General features: G+C 40.9%; 20 protein-coding genes and 1 pseudogene. 4 read left to right on the forward strand and 17 right to left on the reverse strand.

Going from position 1 to position 18,773, the window contains the following annotated elements:
* Positions 1 to 46 precede the first annotated feature (46 nt).
* Entirely contained in the window at positions 47 to 421 is a 375-nt protein-coding gene (locus CP943_RS14485) for a RidA family protein (protein ID WP_025811108.1), read from the reverse strand.
* 5 nt (positions 422 to 426) lie between these two features.
* Complete coding sequence (locus CP943_RS14490) at positions 427 to 1,092, reverse strand: helix-turn-helix transcriptional regulator (protein ID WP_105981095.1); 666 nt, start codon at positions 1,090 to 1,092, stop codon at positions 427 to 429.
* 252 nt (positions 1,093 to 1,344) lie between these two features.
* Between CP943_RS14490 and CP943_RS22705 the strand changes: the two genes are divergently transcribed.
* Complete coding sequence (locus CP943_RS22705) at positions 1,345 to 1,527, forward strand: hypothetical protein (protein ID WP_095290960.1); 183 nt, start codon at positions 1,345 to 1,347, stop codon at positions 1,525 to 1,527.
* 52 nt (positions 1,528 to 1,579) lie between these two features.
* Here the strand turns inward: CP943_RS22705 and CP943_RS14500 are convergent, their stop codons facing one another.
* Complete coding sequence (locus CP943_RS14500) at positions 1,580 to 2,104, reverse strand: HAD hydrolase family protein (protein WP_105981096.1); 525 nt, start codon at positions 2,102 to 2,104, stop codon at positions 1,580 to 1,582.
* A gap of 60 nt (positions 2,105 to 2,164) precedes the next feature.
* Positions 2,165 to 3,493, reverse strand: a complete 1,329-nt coding sequence (locus CP943_RS14505; RefSeq protein WP_020452298.1) for a 6-phospho-beta-glucosidase — start codon at positions 3,491 to 3,493, stop codon at positions 2,165 to 2,167.
* 209 nt (positions 3,494 to 3,702) lie between these two features.
* Here CP943_RS14505 and CP943_RS14510 point away from each other — a divergent pair, with 209 nt between their 5' ends.
* Positions 3,703 to 4,440, forward strand: coding sequence for a MurR/RpiR family transcriptional regulator (locus tag CP943_RS14510; RefSeq protein WP_035338395.1), 738 nt, complete (start codon positions 3,703 to 3,705; stop codon positions 4,438 to 4,440).
* 269 nt (positions 4,441 to 4,709) lie between these two features.
* On the opposite strand, the gene CP943_RS14515 is transcribed toward CP943_RS14510, so the two are convergent.
* The 5 genes from CP943_RS14515 to CP943_RS14535 form a co-directional block, all read right to left on the reverse strand.
* A complete protein-coding gene (locus tag CP943_RS14515; RefSeq protein ID WP_105981097.1) occupies positions 4,710 to 5,918 on the reverse strand; it encodes a CynX/NimT family MFS transporter in 1,209 nt (402 codons plus the stop codon).
* The gene (locus tag CP943_RS14520; protein ID WP_105981098.1) at positions 5,915 to 6,607 is read right to left on the reverse strand and encodes a FadR/GntR family transcriptional regulator; all 693 of its coding nucleotides are present in this window, start codon (positions 6,605 to 6,607) and stop codon (positions 5,915 to 5,917) included. Before CP943_RS14520 ends, CP943_RS14515 begins: the two co-directional genes overlap by 4 nt.
* A 362-nt stretch (positions 6,608 to 6,969) precedes the next feature.
* Positions 6,970 to 7,539, reverse strand: a complete 570-nt coding sequence (locus tag CP943_RS14525; protein WP_105981099.1) for a flavin reductase family protein — start codon at positions 7,537 to 7,539, stop codon at positions 6,970 to 6,972.
* 241 nt (positions 7,540 to 7,780) lie between these two features.
* The gene (locus CP943_RS14530; protein WP_105981100.1) at positions 7,781 to 8,626 is read right to left on the reverse strand and encodes a MerR family transcriptional regulator; all 846 of its coding nucleotides are present in this window, start codon (positions 8,624 to 8,626) and stop codon (positions 7,781 to 7,783) included.
* Between the two features lie 385 nt (positions 8,627 to 9,011).
* Positions 9,012 to 9,386 (reverse strand): UPF0715 family protein, encoded by a 375-nt coding sequence (locus CP943_RS14535; protein WP_026579237.1) that lies wholly within the window; start codon positions 9,384 to 9,386, stop codon positions 9,012 to 9,014.
* Between the two features lie 111 nt (positions 9,387 to 9,497).
* Here CP943_RS14535 and CP943_RS14540 point away from each other — a divergent pair, with 111 nt between their 5' ends.
* Positions 9,498 to 9,887 carry a hypothetical protein gene (locus CP943_RS14540; protein ID WP_234026541.1) on the forward strand — a complete coding sequence of 130 codons (390 nt, stop codon included), beginning with the start codon at positions 9,498 to 9,500 and terminating at the stop codon, positions 9,885 to 9,887.
* 25 nt (positions 9,888 to 9,912) lie between these two features.
* Positions 9,913 to 10,086: pseudogene (locus CP943_RS22710) on the forward strand (sigma factor-like helix-turn-helix DNA-binding protein); the annotation flags it as partial.
* Positions 10,087 to 10,099: 13 nt separating this feature from the next.
* Here CP943_RS22710 and CP943_RS14550 read toward each other — a convergent pair.
* From CP943_RS14550 to CP943_RS14585, 8 genes are all read right to left on the reverse strand, one after another.
* A complete protein-coding gene (locus tag CP943_RS14550) occupies positions 10,100 to 11,569 on the reverse strand; it encodes a TcaA 3rd/4th domain-containing protein (protein WP_234026542.1) in 1,470 nt (489 codons plus the stop codon).
* Positions 11,570 to 12,039: 470 nt separating this feature from the next.
* Positions 12,040 to 12,537 (reverse strand): hypothetical protein, encoded by a 498-nt coding sequence (locus tag CP943_RS14555; RefSeq protein WP_234026543.1) that lies wholly within the window; start codon positions 12,535 to 12,537, stop codon positions 12,040 to 12,042.
* Positions 12,538 to 13,030: 493 nt separating this feature from the next.
* Positions 13,031 to 14,461, reverse strand: a complete 1,431-nt coding sequence (locus CP943_RS14560; RefSeq protein WP_026579233.1) for an MBL fold metallo-hydrolase — start codon at positions 14,459 to 14,461, stop codon at positions 13,031 to 13,033.
* 47 nt (positions 14,462 to 14,508) lie between these two features.
* A complete protein-coding gene (locus CP943_RS14565; RefSeq protein ID WP_023855292.1) occupies positions 14,509 to 15,708 on the reverse strand; it encodes an NAD(P)/FAD-dependent oxidoreductase in 1,200 nt (399 codons plus the stop codon).
* A gap of 158 nt (positions 15,709 to 15,866) precedes the next feature.
* Positions 15,867 to 16,511, reverse strand: coding sequence for a response regulator (locus CP943_RS14570; protein ID WP_105981101.1), 645 nt, complete (start codon positions 16,509 to 16,511; stop codon positions 15,867 to 15,869).
* Complete coding sequence (locus tag CP943_RS14575) at positions 16,508 to 17,566, reverse strand: PAS domain-containing sensor histidine kinase (protein ID WP_105981102.1); 1,059 nt, start codon at positions 17,564 to 17,566, stop codon at positions 16,508 to 16,510. The genes CP943_RS14570 and CP943_RS14575 overlap by 4 nt, the downstream gene beginning before the upstream one ends.
* A 21-nt stretch (positions 17,567 to 17,587) precedes the next feature.
* On the reverse strand, positions 17,588 to 17,923 hold the full coding sequence (locus tag CP943_RS14580; RefSeq protein ID WP_105981103.1) for a thioredoxin family protein: 336 nt from the start codon (positions 17,921 to 17,923) through the stop codon (positions 17,588 to 17,590).
* Positions 17,924 to 17,959: 36 nt separating this feature from the next.
* On the reverse strand, positions 17,960 to 18,742 hold the full coding sequence (locus CP943_RS14585) for a sulfite exporter TauE/SafE family protein (protein ID WP_023855296.1): 783 nt from the start codon (positions 18,740 to 18,742) through the stop codon (positions 17,960 to 17,962).
* Positions 18,743 to 18,773: the final 31 nt, after the last annotated feature.

Genomic DNA, 18,773 nt, shown 5'->3' on the forward strand with positions numbered 1-18,773 from the left:
TTTATATGTTATATATTTTTTTATATGTTTTAGACAAAAAAATATATTACAGACTGGCGATTGCTTCAATTTCAACCTGAAAACCGTAATGCAGCTCGTTCGTCGAAACAACTGACCGTGCTGGGCGATAATCGTGAAAAAAAACCTGACAGACATTGTCGACACGGTCTAACAAATTGATATCGTGAAGATATAAGGTTATCTTTAAAATTTTTCCTTTATGACTGCCGGCTTTTTTTAAGATATACTCTATATTTGACAATGCCTGTAAAGTCTCTTCTTCAATGGTACCAAATTTCTTTTCCTGCGTGATTGGGTCAATGGCAAATTGCCCTGATACATAGACCGTGTTTTGATGAATTACAGCTAATGCATAATGACCGTTCGATTTTAAATTCCCTGCTTCAAAAATACTCTCCACTCCGCTCACTCCGATTGTCTTTTTTTCACTTCATCCAAATAGCTGTAGACGGTTACCTTTGAAATGCCTAGTTGTTCTGCTACTTTATCAATGGCACCTTTCATGAGGAATATTCCCTTTTCATCCATAAATCTGATCAGCTCGATTTTTTCCCGGCGTTTCATCAGGGAATGTTTGCGATTCGCCACAATTTGTTCAATTAACTGGTTCGTGATCTCTTCTACATTCTGAATCGAAGCTTCCTGCTCCGCCGTATTCGAAGTTTGTATTTGATTTTTCTTTTCAACACCGGGCATAAATGCATCTAACATTTCTTTCATTTGAATCATTACATTCATGTCGTAATTGATGCAAAATGCCCCAATCACCTGCTGCTGGCCATCTCTAATGAGGGTAGTCGATGATTTTATTGTTCTCCCATCATCTGTTTGAATTTCATATCCAGCTAAGTAATCCTCTTTAAATTCATTGGATAAAAGAACCTTTTTCACCAAGTGGTCAAAGGATTGGCCAACCTCTCTTCCCGTCACATGGTTGTTCATTGTAAAAATGACGGAAGACTGGGGGGTTGTCAAATCATGAATGACGACCTCACAATATGGACCAAACATTTCCCCTATCGTTTTTGCAAATGGTATGTAACTTTTTAAAACCTGTTTTGCTTCAGTCAAAACCTGAACACCTAACTTTCATTTACCTGCATTCATCACAAGTGATTTCATTCTTGACTTAATTATATAATTTTTTATACAAAAATGAAACAAAAATATATTTTTTTATACACAGGATTGATCATTCATTACCTTCAGTTTGCATCTTTTTATTTTGTCATCAAACAGGAACTATTTAGATATAGTTCGGTATCTTTTTAGTTCAGTCCCTCAACCTGGTAAAAGTAATTGCCCAAAACGGATAACCTGTGAGTGGCATTTAAATCAGCCTTATCGAGAAAAAAAGTCATCGCCGGCCGCTTCAGCCTTGATTTGAAGAAAGAGAAGATGCAGCGGGAAATTGCGAAGGAGCTCGGGATTTCGCGGATTGAAAAGCGCACGCTGATGAAGATGTTTCATGAGTTTTACCGGGCGGAGAAGGAGAAGCGGAAGTGAGATCAATGAAGAGACTAGGAATAATATAAAACCCAGCCTCTTTTTATGCCAGCTAATTTGGCTGGATAACGGGTGCGTCTTCTGCTCGATGAAGTTTCTCCGTATGGAATAAATCAGCTAATTTTGATTGCTCTTGGAGCGTGTCAACTTCACTAGTGACCATTTGTTTATTTAGCTTTTTTATGTGTGGGATGAAGGTTATGGCAAGGACAATTGTAGATACTAAGAACCCGGCATGATAAACTTTAAGCTGTTCGCAAACAATTAGATTTGTGTATTCATACTTTTCTATAACATCAATAACTTTTTTTATCGTTTCTTTAGACATTTCGCCTGAGAATATTTCTTTTCCCGAATCTATTACGTAAGCACCGTTCTCAGCAACGAAAGCTATTTCATTTTTAATTGATGGAAAAAAGGATTTAAGCTGATCATATTGATTGCCGCTTGCAACCACAAATTTTATTCCCCGTGCTTTTAATTCATGATATTGTTTCATAAAACGATCATTGTTATATTTCATGTCATCGTCCAAAAATGTTCCATCCATATCAACCGCTATTAGTTTTATGCTCACTTTTTCCTCCTTATCAGCTGAACATAAAGTGAACGTCCAATTTAACCAACTACTCCCCCCTTATGCTTCTATTTTTTTAAAAAACCTTGGCAAATGCTCTTTATGCGCTTCAAGCATTTCATCTAAAATCGCTTTGCCGATTTTATCAGAAGGGACAAGCGGATTGATCGTCATCGCCAGCAAAGCTGTATCATAGCTTCCTGTTACAGCGGCTTCGGCGCCTACTCGTTCAAATGACTTGATTTGCTGAACGAGTCCCCGGACTGCAACTGGCAGATCACCATGAACGATTGGCCTTGGACCTTCCTTTGTAATCACACAGCTTACTTCAACCGCAGAGTCATCCGGAATACTTGCAATCGCTCCATTGTTGATTGTGTTAACCGGCTGAATATCACGTTTATCGTTATAGATAGACGAAATGAGACGAACGGCTGCGTCGCTGTAATACGCACCGCCGCGCTCTTCTAATTGAGGCGGTTTAACGGCCAGGTCGGGATCTTTGTACAGCTCGAATAATTCCTCTTCAAGCTTCTGAACGACTTCAGCTCTCGTTGTTCCCTTTTTAAAGTTCTCCAATTCTTTTTGCAGCATTTCATCTGTCTTATAATAGTACATATGATATGGACAGGTTAATACATTTAAGGCCCGAATAAATTCCGGCTCCCAGCCTTGCCCTTCGATGTTTTTTACAAAACTGCTGTTCTCCGGATCTGATAACAGCTCCATCACTTTCTCTTTTACACTGACTCCGTCGACGTATACATCCAATCCATATACCATATGATTGAGACCGGCGAAATCAATGCGAACCCGTGAATGATCAACATCCAAGAGCTTGGCGATCCCCATCTCAATTCCGATTGGAACATTGCACAAGCCGACGATTTTCTTATGGTCAGTGTAGCGAAGGACAGCTTCGGTCACCATTCCGGCAGGATTTGTAAAGTTGATTAACCAGGCATCCGGACATAGCTCTTTCATATCTTTTACAATATCCAATATAACCGGAATGGTACGCAGTCCCTTAAACAATCCGCCCGGTCCGTTTGTTTCTTGGCCTAAAACCCCGTGACTCAAAGGTATTCTTTCATCCTTTGCACGGGCATCAAGCAGCCCTACGCGAAACTGAGTCGTAACAAAATCGGCATTGTGTAAAGCTGATCTCCTGTCAAGCGTTAAATGAATTTCAATTGGAAGACCGGCTTTTTCAATCATTCTTTTCGCAAGGTTTCCGACGATTTCTAATTTTTCTTTTCCCGCTTCAATATCTACCAGCCATAATTCTCGAACCGGCAATTCATCGTACCGTTTGATAAACCCTTCTACTAATTCAGGAGTATAACTCGATCCCCCGCCTATCGTGACAATTTTAATTCCTTGTGTCATCCTCTTTACACCTCCGGGTAATTTAGCAAAAGTACTTATGGATCAATTGTATCTGCAGATGAGCAAGCCGGTAAATAAGCCGGTAACATGTTGTTTTTAATCACACAAGAAGTCATTTGTTGCACATATGTAACACTATGTTTCTTAGGAAGCAGGTATGCTAAGATGGAGTTAGCAGAAAGGGTCAAGGGAAGGAGAGCCCCGCATACATGTTTACCCATGAGATCATCGCTTCGTTTAATGAACTGGAAACTTCTTTATATAATTACATTTGTCAAAATGGCGAGAAAGTCGTCTATATGCGAATCCGCGAATTGGCAGATGAAACGCACGTATCAACAGCCTCCATTCTGCGTTTCTGTAAAAAACTAAATTGTGAGGGTTTTTCGGAATTTAAAGTAAAGCTTAAAATGCAGTTAGAAAAAGATAAAAAGACGGTATTGAAGAGTTCCCAACATTCAATAGCCGAGTTTTTTGAGAGAACGTTAAAAGGAGACATTGAAGAAAAGATTGCGGAGGCCGCGCTTCTAATTACCAAAGCGGAGAGTGTCATTTTTATCGGCGTAGGAAGCTCAGGTATTCTTGCTGAGTACGGAGCAAGGTACTTCTCATGTTTAGGCAAATTTTCAATGTATATTAAAGATCCTTACTTTCCGACACATTCCCAATTCCGCCGCAATAGCATCACGATTGCTTTATCCGTCTCAGGTGAAGGCCATTCTACAGTCACTCATCTTCATCAGCTCAAGCAAGAAGGAAGTAAAGTGATCAGTATTACAAATCATAAGCACTCCACCATTGCCAGAATATCCGACATTAATATCTCGTATTACGTGACGGAAGAGTGGTTTGAAAATGCTAATATTACTACGCAAATCCCCGTTATGTATATTTTGGAATCAATGGCTCGTGAAATACATAGGCTTAGTAATAAACAATCGAATTGATACCTTTGGCCTGATCTAGTATCTACTTGTGATCGCCCTTAAACATTCCTTAAGTTACAGTAGATATTTCATTAGCTTTACCAGCGGAGAAGCGGAAGAAGGGGAAATGAAGAAGAAGCCGGTCCATAAGTTCCGGCTTCCCTTTTATTTCACCAGGCCCTCAACCTAGCTATTGCAATTGATTTGACTTACACCAATTCAATTTATTTTTATTTATTCTGGGCAGTTCATGAGCTCTTTCAGCAAGAGTTTTGCTGAAACAGAGCCCTTTATACCGTTTGATTTTTTGACGCGCCCAGACCGAATATGAACAGCAGAATGCTGACCATAAGCAACAGTAATATTGGGAGGTTCCAGCTTGCCGTGACATCATGGAGCAAACCAAACAAGATCGGTCCTGTTGCAGCCAGCAAATATCCGACAGATTGGGACATACCAGACAAGGAAGCCGCATCGGTGGCATCTTTCGTCCGCAAGCTTAAAAAGATCATAGCCAAACTGAACGCACATCCCCCAGCAATTCCGAGTAAAATTGTCCAGAACAAAATAAGTGCATTATCGCCAAAATAAAGGCCACCTAATGAAACAAAAAACAGGACAGTCATGATGACAACCAGCAAACGCTGGTTCTTCATGCGTCCCGCAACGATTGGTACGATGAATGATACGGGAAGCGAAGCAAATTGAAACAGCGATAGCATCCAGCCAGCGCTGTCTTCATTCAAGCCCCGGCTTGTCATGACTTCAGGTAACCAAGCGATCAATACATAGAAAAGCAAAGACTGCAATCCCATAAAAAGTGTAATTATCCATGCCAACGGTGAACGCCACAGACTTCGCCGCGTCGACGCACCGCTAGTTGTTATTCCGGCTGACGCGTGACTCGCCCGCGCTTTAGGAAACCAGAATAGTGCGGCTATCAGAGCGAGCAGACCCCAGATTCCAAGTGCGCCATTCCAGCCAAAACCGAGATTGCGGGCGAGCGGGACGCTTACACCGGAGGCTATCGCCCCGCATAAATTCATCGATACTGAATACAGTCCTGTCATCAAACCGACATTATGAGAAAAATCCCGTTTAACCAGACCTGGAATTAGCACGTTGCACACCGCAATCGCAAGCCCAAGCAAAACGGTGCCTGCAAACAAAGGAACTGTTGCGGACAGAGAGCGGACAGCGATACCTATCATGAGCAGAACCAAGGCATAAAGTATAATCCGTTCCATCCCGAAGCGGCGCGCCAAGATAGGTGCGAAGGGGGAAAGAAGCGAGAAAGCAAGCAACGGCAATGTCGTGAGCAAGCCTGCCGCAGTATTTGATAATCCAAGGGACTCGCGAATCGAACCTACCAGTGGGCCTACCGATGTCAGCGGTGACCGCATCGTCAGTGAAATAAGGACAATGCCTATAATGATCGGCAAACTCAATGAGAACGAAAGCTTTGCCTCAGTTGGCTTTGTACCACTTTGTACGCTCATAGCCGCTCCCCCTCTTCACCGGCAATAACATCTTTCGATTCCCCGATATAGCGATGAACTGCTTCCACGGCACGAGCAGCGTTTTGATCAACAATCGCTTCGACCAGTTGACGGTGCATTTCCAAGAAATCCGCATCTACTTCATAACGGGTCAGGCTTGTAATCGAATCTTGTAACGCTTCTGCGATATGACTGTATATTTCAATCAATATTTCATTATGAGATGCCTTGACAATATTTTGATGCAGATCAATATCGGCCGCTACAAAGCTATCAATGTCACCGATTTCTGCCGCTGCCTCGCAGCGTTCCAGCTGAAGAAGAAGGTCGCGCGCCTCGTCATCGGTTCTGCGTTGTGCAGCAAGATGAGCTCCCTCTCGTTCGAGTGCATATCGAACTTCTAATGTTTGCAGCGTATCTGATCGCAAAATGCGTTTTTTCAACACGGCTCCCAAGGCACTTGAAGAGCAGACATAAGTTCCGTCACCTTGTTTCGTCTTCAAGAGTCCCGCATGTATCAATGCCCGAATTGCTTCCCTTAATGTATTGCGGCTAACATTCAACTCGTTCATCAACTCCGGCTCGGCAGGAATGCGCATCCCGACACCCCACTTACCAGATTCGATCATACTTTCTATTTGTAGTGCGACTTGCTCAACCAGCGTCTGCCGGTTTGTTTTCTGAAGCATGTGTCTATCCTCCTGTAATGCATTTATCAAACATAGGATGTTTGGTTATTTGGAATTTTATCATGCCTATGAAATTAAGACAACAAAAGTAACTTAATAATAGGATTAATGAAGATGAATTTTAACTTGCAATTTTCCCAAAACAAAAACAGATAGTCTGCAAATGGAAATTTAAATACCTTTTGGAGGGTAAAATGAATTGAACCTTAGAAATATAAAAAGACCGCAAAGCCTTCTTAAAGAGAAGCGTTGCAGTCTTTGGGTCTCTTTTTTGCTTCGTATAAGTCAATGGAGTTCCAGCGGAGGCCGCTGCAGATACATTCATTGATTGGATCTACTCTATGCGGAGGAACCTGAATGTTTCAATCAGTTTGGGGATAAAAAACGTGTTGACGCTCCTCTGCTTGACTATTTAATATTCGATAGCTGGACCCTCCAATATGAAGCGGAACATCCAATTTTTCTAAATTCGGCATACCATTTTTTAAGAAAAGCTCTTGATCTTGATATCTCTGTAAAACTTCTCCCGCAATCCACTCTTGATCGCCCAAAGTGGAAATACTGTGTACTTTACACTCATAAGCGAAATACGCATCAGTTAAAATCGGTATCTCAGCTTTTAGTCCTTCTTCGTATTGAATATGAAACACTTCAAATTTATTTATATCTCTGCCGCTATGGGTACCTAATGCTTGAATGAGTTCCGAACATCTCCCCGGAAGAAAATTCACACCGAAAACGCCGCTTTTCTCAATCAATTTGTAAGTATATGTCTCTTTATTTATCGATATCCCATACATTCCGGGAGAAGATCCAATATACGTATGCCACCCGGAAGCCATTGCGTTTTTTTCACCTTCATATTGAGCCGTAACGACAGCTACCATTCCAGGGTAGGCGTACCAAATGAGTTCATCTATCGGTGCTCTCATCTTCATCGCTCCTTTTGTTTTAGATTCATTAAATTTGAGAGGCACACATCTAAGTTGCCAGGTACTTCTTCAAATGAACCATTCGTTTAGAATTTAATAAATGGGCTTCCAGCAGGCTTTTTGGCATGAGTAACCGAAGCGTCTTATTTTCTGCCATTTTTATTCATCCTCCCTTTCGAATATTCATCAGAACGATGCATAAATCATAAACCCTATAGCAACTATAGGGTCAAGGGAATTGTTATTTTTTCCGCACTCTAAATTCTGTGAGGAAGTCTTCTTCTTTTAATGAGTTATAGCTATTTGGAAAAGAAACTTGATATACTTTTCCATCCGTTTGAATACCATGTGATTCAATAAAATGGTACAGTTTTTGATAGTAGTCAAAATAATTTGTTGCCGTGCAATCAAATGAAATACATACATATTCGCCGGATGGGATTATATCTATATTCATGTTTTGTTCCCCTGTATCTATCTTTACTCCATCATAAATCGTCGTATAAACGCTGTAGCAATAAATATCACCGGAATCTTTATAGGGCTTTAAATCATAAATCAATCCATAATAGTTATCAACGATATCTCCTCTTTCTTCAAGAACTTCAGCCAATTTTCGGTAATACAAATCTGATTGGTCATGAGGATTCACTTGAGGTGTCACTGCTTTTAAAATGGTTTGGCCTCCTATATGTCGAACATAAACTAGACCTTCTTCTTTTTTAGTGCGTATCTCCAATTGTTCATTAAGCTGGTGCTTTCTTCTTTGAAGCAATTCCCTGGCACGTTCGAGTCTTTCCATCTCACGCTCAATCACGCTTTCTTGCTCCTCAAGAAAGGCTTGCATCCGTTCGGGGGTAGATGTATGTGAAATCATGCGCTTAATTTCTCCCAAAGGTGTTTTAATAGATTTGAGATATTTTATAATATCTAAATAAAAAAACTGTTTAACATGGTAATATCGATAGCCATTATCCCGGTCTGTGCATTGAGGCTTGAAAATTCCGATCTTATCATAATAGCGCAATGTTTGAATGGAAATGTTATTTAGACGGGCTGTTTCCCCGATTGAAAAATATTCCTTCATCAATCTCATCCTTTCTTCTTTGTTAGTTCTAAGACGACCTCAACTGAACGATCTTGTGAATAACCTGTTTAAGACAATCTTCTTTTTTCGTTCTTTGTTCAACATATCCACCAAGCAATGATCGTTCCTGTCTCATAACGATTGCTCGTTAAGCAGGCACAAAAGAGAACAGCCATATCCTAATAAGGATGTGGCTGTTTTCATCGTTGATGCTGGCTGGTTCAGTTGTCCCTTATTAAGTAAGTGCTGTATCTAGATGCACGACTAAAAAAAGGTTAAATTTTTTAAAAATATGTATATTTTCTTGGGATTATCATTTCATGTGGCACAATTGACTCACACAAATAAAAATAAAGGGGGGAAATTTGGCTTTATATTATGTGCTCTATTTCTTTTGTCTAAAAACAGAGTCCCAAAACCAATAAATTAAAGCCAAAAGAAAACTAAAAAGGTATAGTTTATACGAAACAAAAGCAGTCAGAGCGTAATTAGTCAATAAGGCTAAAATTCCACAAACGACAAGAGAGACTATAAAGTAAGTTAGCAAATACCATCCATGATATTTTTTGGGTTTGCGATTTAGAAAGATTTGTATTGGTGTAGCAAAGATTAAATAAGCAACAAACATAAACAAACTTATCGCTCTAAAAGACGAAAAACCAAACCCTTCTAAAAACATCAACGTGTAGACAATTGCCGCTGATACAACCGAAAAGGCAACTGTACATAAATAACGAATAATCCCACCAAAAATCCGCATTAGTTAAAACTCCTTTTCTTTTGTAAACAATTTTTCAAAGATCGGTGGAATTCCCGTCAGAAAGTTTTTTGTTCTACCCTTCTTGTAATTCTGTTTCTTTGTTTACGTTCAATGCCTAGAGATTATGCGAAAGAGATACCTGATATTGAAACAAAAGTAAAAAATGGACATGTTACATTAAAGGTAAACGAAAACGGAGACGAATACAAGTTTTTCAAAAATGGAGTACCAGTTTATGAAGGTGATTTTAATGAATACAGTGATGATGTGTCAACAATTGGAGATAAATATAAAATAGGGATCTTTCAAAAGGAAGAGTTAAAGAAGGTGGTTACTCTAAACGTCACCAATGGCTTAGGAGAAAAAGCTTTAAATTCATCTGAAGAATCATATGCTGAAGATTTAATGGCTTATCAAATTCAAAACGGTCACTTAAATGTTATAGCTGATGCTGCGTTCAGCTTTCATGGGATGAACTTCCTACAAAGACGGAGTATATGAAGTTTATAAGGTTTGGACTTAATTTCAAAAAAGAAAAACACAAAAAGAAATTGCAAAGGAACTGGGGATCTCACGCAATTATGTTTCCAGGATTGAAAAACGCGATTTAATGTAGATGTTCCATGAGTTTTATCAAGAAGAAAAGGAAAGGGTTAAGAAAGAAAAACAAGCAGAAAAGAATTTAGCCCTTCAATCATGAAGGGCTAATTATCTTAAAAAGTTGTTTTGGCTACATCCTTGCTTGCCATATAATCATTATTCGATGACTCATAGTCATCTTTTTCACCTTCGATAATCCAGCTTTTTTTCTCTTCATCATATTGTAATGTTACGATTTCTTCATCGAAATTTTCTTCAAGCTCTGAATCCATAAATTCATAAACCTCTCTCGATTTCAGATGAAATTCCACAGGAATATGGATCAACTGTTTTCCCCCGCTGCCGTTTTCGTAAGTCACCTTAGAAAAGTCAATGCGAGTACCCAAAGCTTTTCCTTCATAGTAATTTTCTTTGTCATAATTCTTAATCACATCTATGTAGCTTTTCTTCAAATTGTCTGAAACATTTTTGAGCTTATTTGCATCTTTTTTCACTTTAGCTTCATTTCTATCCTTAGCAAAATCATTGATCTGCGATTTTAATTTTTCTCTCATATCATCGTTGACTATTGGATTAGGTGTAAGGTTATATTCTTCCGTAGTGTCTGATTGGACTGTGACTGCCTCGCTTTTTCCTTCTCCCCATGGAAATTCAGCTACTCCTTGGAGCTTAATTCCGTCTTTTACGGGGCCAAACTCCGTATTTTCGGAAATAGACTCTCCTGATTCTTTCCCATCAACAAGTACCTTTGTATTCGGAATGTCAGAGTTTACAGAAACCGTATCACCGCTAAAATTAAGGCTGGCGGTTTTCTCAAATTTTTCAGGATCAAAAAGCGTCACTTCCGTTTTATCATCAACCGTTGTATAATCATACTTTTTGCTGCCTTTAATGGTATATACCCCTGGTCCAAAAACACCTAGCTCCTTGGAATCCTTACCTTGCATATCAATTGTTTCACCGTTAAAAGTAACATTAGCTCCTTTAGCTGCATGTACTTCTAATTTATAACCACGGGCCTTTAAAACGTATTTTTCGCCCCCAAAAATCCCTTTCTCCTTTGTGATATAAAAAGGACCAATATTAGATATACTTTCCCCAGGATATTGCTGCGAAATTAAATTATTGGCTTTTCCATCTGACTCATAGTAACTGGCCTGTGCATTCAATAGCATGATTTGATCTTTATAATCAGACTCATCATCTTTTAAATACTTGATTATACTTTCGGCTTCCCTTTCTTCCCACTTCGTTCCATTGTCAACTTTAACAAGTTTCAATAATCCCTTAGCATCTTCTTGTTTAATTTTTTCTTCAAATTCTTTTGCGAGATCTGAAGGTTCAGGGGATCTCCCTAAAATAAATAAAATGATTGCAAGGATTGCCACAATTGGCACTCCAATAAATAAAAATTTCTTTTTCATAAAATCCTCCTTGTTTATGCTATTACATACTATTCTATCATCAAAAAAAGGTAATTTACCATTTTTCCCTCCAAAAAATCCTTTAATTCTATAAACATAAAGGCCCAGATTTTTAAGCTGGGCTACACAACATCCTATAAGCTCTTTTTTATTCCACACCTTCTACATTCACGTAAAAACACTCCGTTTTAAAATAAATTTATGATTATTAAAACAAGAACACAAGTCAACAAATATTAATAAAATAAAATAGATGAAAACAATTGTTATTCACCAATAAAAAATAACTCCTTTTTAGGGAGTTGTTTTACTCTCTCTCCTTTAGCTAATATCTTAAGCTTTTGTCTTATCATAACGATAAAGTACAGGTTGCAAAATAAATAAACAAAACACAATCCAAATAAATAGAGAGAACCACTTTAATAGTGAATCCCATCCACTCCAAAAAGACATAAAATAAAGTATTGGCAAAATAAAAATCAAACTAAAAAGTAATTTTGAAGCTGTTGTTTCCTTTAGCGGACTTTTACATTTGGGGCAAGTTGACTTTTTTGTTCTAATAAGTTTATATTTTTCTCTAAAAGTAAACGGTTTCCTGCATACCGGACATTTGCTCATTTTCCCGCTCCTTAACAGGGCTTACTTTGTAAAAACCAGCTTGAGCTTTGTTGTTTGCTTTGTTTTTTCTTATAATACCATGTGGACTTATGTTTATATTTATATTGTTGGTAACACATGCTTCCATCTTGGATAGGCTTCGAAGTTCTGTATTGCTTGATTTTCACCTTTATTGATTTATCAAGTGTCTCTCCTACAGCCAATGAAGTTAGGGTTAAAACTGTTTGTTTTACTCTGCTTGCAGGAACCCTGCTCCATATACTTGTCAAAGAAATTGCCGCTCCAACTAAAGTGCCTGCCGGAACGTAATTGATAACAGTCCCCATGTATACTTGTTTGTATGCTGACAAGCCCATTTCAAATTCTTTCTTTGTTTCTAATATTACACCGTTTAATAAGGTCATGCCCGTTGCAGGGTTATATTGAATATGAGTCGTATGTTTATTTTCCGTAACGATGGCTTCAACGATTCCATTTTCATGGTATGTTGTTTCCAGTGTAAAGTGCATCTGCCCAGCTTTTACAATTTCCCTTGTCTTTTTCCCTGAGTAATATAGATCGTCAATGGCAGTTATGTTCTACAAACCCTTTAGCCGAGACAAAGTCATATGGAGTCACAAAAGAACCACCTGCAAAAAGGGAGTACTATTGAAACATACATTTTCTTTTTCACACTTCTCCCCCTTGAAAATCCAAATAATTACTTTAGATTTTATAAAAAGGGGTTATTTTGCACAACACTTTTGTCAATACCAATTTCCTAAAGTCGATAAAACGCAGAGGAATGTATCGACATCTTGGACGGAAAAAAGTCATCGTCGGCCGTTTCGGCCATGATCGGAAGACAGAGAAAACGCGAAGAAGCGGGGCTGTGGAAATGTTTCAGAGATTTGATCGGACTGAGAAGGAAAAGCGGAAATAATATCAGTCAGAGGCCGGGAGTAAGACAATATCGGCCTCTTGACTCTTTATTCCATGCGCTTGAGCAGAAATTTTCTTTCATTAAAATCCGCTGCAAGGGATTGTAATGGCAAGACCGTCTTTCTGCCATTGGACAATGCCGCCGCTCAAACTCAAAACTTGTTTGAAACCGCCGTTAGCTTGCAGGATGCTGGCCCCTATTGCAGATCGGGCTCCGGAATGGCATTGCACAAGGATTGGACAGTCTTTTCTAATGTCATCCAGACGTTCTTGAAGCGTTCCCAACATGATGTGTTGTGCATTCGGAATATGACCTTCCTGCCATTCAGTCAGATTGCGAACATCAAGCACGTGCACGAATCCGTCATCGACTAATTTTGCGATTTCAGGTGGTGTAATCTCCGCGTACGATTCAAGTGAAAAAGCACCGCTTGCCAGGATTTTGTCCCGATCTATAAACCCTGCCGCATTGTCAATGCCCACAGAGCGCAGCGCTTCCAGGAGTTCGTTCACTTCGGCCGGATTCGTTATGAAGTACACAGGACGAGTGTAGTCGATGAGCCAGCCAGCCCAGTTCGTAAACGCCTTGTTGAATGGAATGTTGATTGTGCCTTTGATATGCCCTTCAGCAAATTCTCGGGAAGTGCGGGTATCGACAATTTGCTCTTTTCCCTGCAAATCTTTCACTTGTTCAATCGACGTAATCTCTTGAACAGCAGAAAGATCTTTGAGCAATGCAGGACCTTCTTTATTTACTCGTTTCATCACAGCGAAATACTTTGGCGGTTCAGGTTGCCCGTCAAGCAAGGCTTTAACAAATTCTTCTTCATCGGTGTATGCCATTGCCCAGTTAAACATCTTTTCGTAGCCGACAGTCGTAGTTGGAATGGCTCCCAATGCCTTGCCGCAAGCGCTGCCTGCGCCATGAGCCGGCCAAACCTGCAAGTAATCCGGGAGTTGTTTAAACGTTCCGAGGGACTTGAACATCTCTCTTGCCCCCGATTCTGACGTTCCTTTGATTCCCGCCGCTTTTTCGAGCAAATCGGGTCTGCCGATGTCGCCCACAAAGACGAAATCTCCTGTAAAGATGCCGATAGGACGATCCGCATTTCCTCCGCCGTCCGTCAACAGGAAGGAAATGCTTTCCGGGGTATGGCCGGGAGTATGCATAACCTCAAACATCAGGTTTCCGATGGAAAAGCGATCGCCGTCTTTTACAAGTTGATGGTTCAATTCATCGACATATTGGTATTTCCAGTCTGCGTCTCCTTCATCGGAAAGATACAGCTTCGCTTGATGTGTAGCGCCGAGTTCGCGAGCGCCGGAAACAAAGTCGGCGTGAATATGGGTTTCTGCAGCCGCTGTGATGTTTAGCCCTTCATCTTCGGCTGCTTGCAAATATGGTTTCAGATTGCGGCCGGGATCAATGACAATCGCCTCCCCTGTTTTTTGGCAGCCAACCAGATAGGATGCATGGGCCAGTTTTTCATCGTAAAAATAGCGCAATAACATGTTGTATTCCTCCTCTTGAAACATTTGCGGGAATATATCCTTTCACATCACATCAGTCCTTTTAACATGCCATTCCAATACATGATGGGCAGCAATCTTCTTTTTAACAGGTACATGCTGAATCGTTCCTTGGACTGATCAAATGGAAACGTTTCTTGCGGCACCTTGTGATAGTCAAACTCGGCCAGCACGAGTTTGTTGTATCCTGTAACCAAGGGGCACGAGGTATATCCATCGTACTTTGCATCTAATGAAGATCCTTTGATCAAGGACAACAGATTTCGCACCACAACCGGAGCCTGTTTACGAACTGCAGCTCCTGTTTTGGACGTCGGCAGGTTGGCACAGTCACCAATTCCGAAAACATTGGCAAACTTTTTGTGCTGCAGAGTGTACGGATCAACATCGACCCAGCCGCCGGCATCCGCCAATGCGCTTTCTTTGATGAATAGAGGCGCTTTCATCGGCGGCGTCACATGAAGAAGATCATATGCTAATACTTCCTGCTCTCCCGTATCCAAGTTTTCGAACAAGGCTTCTTTTGAATCAGGCCGAATTTCGATTAGATTTCTCTTGTACATCGTTTGGATATCCTTGCGCCGGACGACTTTTTCGAGCGCATTTGCGTATTTGGTGACATCAAAAATGGTTGATTTCGCCGATGCAAAAATCATGTCCGATTGATTGCGAACATTTGACTTGCGAAAATAGTCGTCTGCTAAATACATAATTTTTTGCGGAGCTCCCCCGCATTTCACGGGAGAATCAGGATGAGTGAAAATGGCGGTTCCGCCTTTGAAATTGCGGATATTTTCCCAAGTGCTGTCTACCGTATGATATGAATAGTTGCTGCAAACCCCGTTTTTTCCAACCGCATCTTTCAAGCCTTTGACCCCGTCCCAATCGATTTGCAAACCGGCTGCTGCCACGAGATAATCATAGGAAACGATCGTTCCTTGTTTTGTAAGAAGTGTGTTCTGATTCGGGCGAAACTCTGTTACAGCATCGCCGATCAAGTCTACCCCGGCAGGAATCAGGGAAGCTAATTCGCGCTCGGACTCTTCCTTCTTCGCTGCGCCGCCTCCGACTAATGTCCACAAAGGCTGGTAGTAGTGCTTTGTTTGCGGGTCAATGATGGCAATTTGTCCTTTGAGTTTTTTAGAAGCCCGGACGAGACGGGCGGCGACAGAGATGCCAGCAGTCCCTGCTCCTACAATGACAATGGTATAACGAGCTTGTCTTGCCATAGTCAACCACCTTTTGTTTTAAAAAGTTGCTGTTTGTCTTAAAGATGTGTCTCTCGTTTTTTAAGTTACCATCCATCTTCCTTTTTTTGTATAGGGGAACTCCCCTACTTTTATTTGAGCCCCGTCTTCCCAAGCTGACAAGGTTAAGAGGTAGTATGTTAGAACGTCAGATCGAGATATTTGTTTTTGATCGCATATTGGATTAATTCGTGTTTCGAGTCCAGTTTTAATTTCTGCATCATATTCGTTTTGTGGTTTTCGACGGTTTTGACGCTGATTGAGAGTTTATCGGCAATCTCCTTATTGGCATAACCCAGAACGATGAATCTGAGAATCTCCTTTTCGCGGACAGTTAATACAGAGGGCGGCTTTTTGGACTCTGAATTGAGCCATTGATCAATGATGTCTTGCGATACAGATGTCTTGTAAAAGAGATTGCCCCTGTACACTTCGACAATCGCCTGATAAAGCAACCGATAATGGCTGTTTTTCAAGACGTATCCATGAGCCCCTGCCTCTATCGCTTTTTGGACAAAAATTTCCTCATCATGCATTGTCAAAATCACGATTTTAACAGAAGGATTCAACTTTCGGATTTCACTGCTCGCTGTGAATCCGTCCAACCCGTTCGGCATCGACAAATCCATCAGCACGACATCCGGTTTCAACTGTCCGGTGCTAAGAACGGCTTCGTTGCCATTATTGCTTTCTCCCGCAATCTCAATTCCAGAAAAGCCTTCCAAAAGGACACGGATGCCCTTGCGAATCATCATATGGTCATCGACCAGCAATACCCTGATCACTCTCCCTTCCCCTCCTTGTCCTGTACTTTCACTTTAATCGTCGTGCCTCTCTGAAGTGCAGAGTGAATTCGAAGGCTTCCTTCCATCTGATCGACTCTTTCTTTCATATGTTTGAACCCCAGGCCTTCCTCTGTCAGCCCGCGTTCAAAACCAATGCCATCGTCCTGAATGATCAAAACGAGCTCGCCGTCTTCTTTGTGCAGTATGACTTCAATAAGTGTCGCCTGCGAATATTTCAGGGCATTATGCAGCGCCTCCTGAATAATTCGGTACAAATTGATTTCAAAAATCGGCAGCAAGCGATTGCTGACATTGCTTGAGGCAAACGTAATAGAAACATCCTGATGAGTCTTGTTTAAGCTGGACACAAGGTGCTCGACAGCAGGAATCAGCCCCAGCTGATCGAGACTGTGCGGCCGCAGCTGGAGAGCGTAGAGCTTGACGTCTTGGATCGCCTTTTCCAATTCATCGATGATTTCCTGCATGTACTCTCTAAATGTTTCTTCCTGCTCCATGCGCGATTGAATCGCTTGAATACCTACTGAAACCGAATAAAGCGATTGCCCTACGCCATCGTGCAGTTCCTGGGCCAGCCGCTTGTGTTCGTTTTCCTGAGTTTCTAGCGTTTTTTGCAGAACAAGCTTGGAGATCCGCGCTTCCTCTTCCTTTTTCTTTATCGTTAAATCTTTCAGAACCAAAAGAACTTCCATTTGATCGCCGTTTTCAGAAATGACAGCCGTACTCATCTCCATGTCGACGAATCGTCCTTCATAGGTGGGCATCGAAGAAAGAAAATAAGGAACTTCCCGCTTGGCCAGCAAATAACAACGCGCTTCTCCCGCTTCCAATTTTCTCGTTTGGCAGTAGGAACAATACGGAACCTTGTCCCCTAATTTCCATCCCGTCATCTTCTCTGCGGACGGGTTCATCACCAGAATTCGGCGTTCCTGATCCATCATGATGATTCCATCCTGCAAATGGTCAAAGATCTGCCTTAAATAGCCGCTTTCCATTGAGATTCCTTCTTCTTTATACCGAGTCGGGTTTTGACACATCATGGACCCTCCCTTAGCTATCTATTCCTCATACAACTGATAGACTCTTTTTAACTTTTGTTCAAGCTGCTCAAAATGAACAAAACGCGCTTCTCTTAGACATTCGGTTCCCTCAATAAACAAAAGAAGCACAGGAACTGTGAAAACTGAAAACCTTCCGGCAACCTCCTCCACTATGTCAGCATTTATATGTCCTAATTTGATCTTTGGAAAGCGGGCCAACAGTGCTCTAAGCTGAGGCAGAACAGCGTGACAGACTGTGCATTGAGGTCTTGATATATATATAAAACTTAATTTATGACCGGTTATAAATGTCTCAATTGCCACCATTGAAGTCAGCTCTGTAATCTCTTTCATCCAATCCCTCCTTCAAAACGGATCATACAGAAATCCTTAAATACGGAAGATATCAACCCAAATTTTCACTGTTGTAAGCAAAATAACGAATATCAAAATACCTTGAAGAACTTTGACATTCATTTTCTTGCCAATGAAAACACCGATCGGGGATGCAATTAGACTGGCAGCCATTACAATCAAAGCCGGCAAAATGGGCACCTGTCCGAATATAAGCTTTGTGGCTGTTGTTCCAACCGATGAAATAAATGTAACTGCGAGCGATGTTGCGATTGTGATTCGTGTAGGTATTTTTAAAACGACTAACATGAGCGGAACAAGCAGAAAAGCTCCGCCCGCACCGACTATGCCCGAAGTCAAACCGACTGCAAAAGTCATGATTGAGGTTAATATCTTTGGAAAGCGAACGTGATCACTTTGATGAGCTTCTGTTCCTGTCTTTGGAATAAACATCATGATGGCAGCGATAATCGCCAATAATCCGTAAACCAGGTTTATGGCGTCTTCAGAGAAAAAATGTGACCCATAACCACCGATCAGACTGCCGATCAAAATACTTAATCCCATGATGGAGATCAGTTCTTTATTTAAGTAACCGTCTTTCCGGTAAGCCCATACACCGGAAAATGTTGCAACAAAAACCTGGGCTGCGACAATACCTGAAACCTGGTGAGCATTAAAACCTGTAAACCCTAATAACACAGGAATATATAATAATAGAGGGTAATTAATTATTGCCCCGCCGACACCAAGCATTCCGGACATAAAAGAGCCAACAAATCCGATGAAAAATATGAGAAGAATAAAAGAGATGTCCACCGGCTTTCCCCCTTTTCTTCAATAAAAAGGG

The organism is Bacillus paralicheniformis (genome assembly GCF_002993925.1).
Taxonomy (GTDB): Bacteria; Bacillota; Bacilli; order Bacillales; family Bacillaceae; genus Bacillus; species Bacillus paralicheniformis.